The organism is Methanocrinis sp. (assembly GCF_049974945.1).
Taxonomy (GTDB): Archaea; Halobacteriota; Methanosarcinia; order Methanotrichales; family Methanotrichaceae; genus Methanocrinis.
Map to the genome: position 1 here is coordinate 1 of NZ_JBNGCU010000169.1, position 1794 is coordinate 1794.

The following is a 1794-nucleotide window of genomic DNA, read 5'->3' on the forward strand; positions in this document are numbered from 1 at the left end:
CCCCTCTCATCTGGAGGGCGTCGCCGAGAGGCCCAGGCCCAGGAGGGTCTCCTCAATCTCTCGGTAGGAGAGGTAGATCTCGTCCTTCTGCCTCTCCACCAGCTCCCTCCTCGGCTCGGCCGAGAGCCAGATGGAGAGGCGATCTGCGCGGACCATCTTCACCGAGGCGAGCATGTCGGCCTGGGTGAGCCTGTAGATCGTGTCCTTGCCGGTGAGCTCAAGCCAGGCATTGTGATCTCTTTCAAGCCTATCCAGAAACTCGGTCCATTCGAGCTTTCCGTCGATCCTGCCGCCGTCGGCCAAGAGGGGCGCGACTTCAAGCCGGAGGTGGAGGTGGGCTCTCTCGCCCGAGATCTTCTCCTCGATCCTGGATGCGATCTTTCCATATTCGGGGTCGGTCCGGTCGGCGGCGAGGGCCCCGTCGCCGTAGACCTCTCGCCCCACGTCGGAGAAGAAGGGGGCAAGCCTCGCGGGCTCGGGCCTGGCCGTGGCGAGGGAGACCCCTATGAAGACGAGGGCGCTGAGGGACAGGCCTATGAGGACGCCATGCTCGGCGAGGAGGCCGTAGCTCGCGAGCTTGGGCGCCGCAGTCTCCAGGGGCGCCCTCAGGAGGAGCTTCTCGTAGGATATGAGGGCGATCTGGGTTCCACCGCCGACGATCACCGCTGCAAGGGCCCCCCACCGGGTCGCCCGCTTCCAGAAGAGGCCGCCCATTATGGGGAAGAAGTAAGAGGTCGTCCCGATCACCGTCGCTATGATCACCGCCTCGACGATGCTCTCTACCCTCATGGCGATGGCCGCGGCGATCGCGATCATGAATATGACGAGGATCCTGTTTATGACCAGCATCTCCTTCATGCTCGCCTGAGGCCTGATGTGCCTCTGGACTATGTCTCTTGAGATGCACGATGCTCCTGAGGTGGCGAAGGTGTCGGCGCAGGACATGGAGGCCGCGGCGAAGCCTATGGCGAAGAGGGCGACCAGCCCTCCGGGCAGGCTCTCCTGAATGAAGGCGAGGTAGAGCATCTCGGCCTCGATCTCCCCTCCGGGAAGCGGATAGATCGCCCGGAGGGCGACGGCGGCGACGAAGCAGGCTAGGTAGACGACGCCGAGGAGGAGAGCTCCCAGGATGAGCCCGCGCCTGGCGGACCTCTCGTCGCGGGCCGCCCAGATCTTCTGCCAGGGGTCCTGCTCTGCGACCCATCCCGGCAGGAGGGCGAGCTGGAGGACGAGGGCTCCGGATACGCCGCCCAGGATGAAGAGGTTCCACCAGTCGGCGCCGAGGGACGCCGAGGCCGCGGCGAGGGTCGTCCCGGCATCCAGGGAGGCCCTCGTCGCGAGGATGGCGACGGCCACCGCGACCCCCGCGAGGAAGACGAACTGGACGGCGTCGGTCCAGACGACGGCCCGAAAGCCCCCCAGGCTCACGTAGATGGAGACCGCGACCGCCATTATCAGGACCGCGTAGAGGGGCGGAACGCCGAAGAAGGTGGCGAGGACCAGCTTGAACCCGATGAAGTCGGTCACCGCGAAGAGGACCATGGTGATGGAGATGGCCAGGGCCACCGGGGCTCTGACCGTAGGGTGGTACCTGATCTCGAGGAGCTCAGGCTGGGTCATCGCCGGGATGTTCTTCACCCTCTTTGCGATCATCGCGATGATGAAGAGGCCCGCGACGTTGGGAAAGGCCCAGATCCAGACCGACCCGACGCCGATGAAGAGGAAGAGGCCGGTAGCGAGGAGGAGGGCGCTCGCCGTCAGCCAGGAGGCCGCGGCCGAGAGGCCGATGTTGGC

Annotated in this window: 1 protein-coding gene; it reads right to left on the minus strand. The window is 65.7% G+C overall.

Going from position 1 to position 1794, the window contains the following annotated elements:
* Window positions 1-6: 6 nt before the first annotated feature.
* Window positions 7-1794, minus strand: a 1788-nt coding sequence (locus tag ACP5EL_RS10215) for a sodium:solute symporter family protein (RefSeq protein WP_428402406.1), incomplete at its 5' end; no start/stop codon positions are given.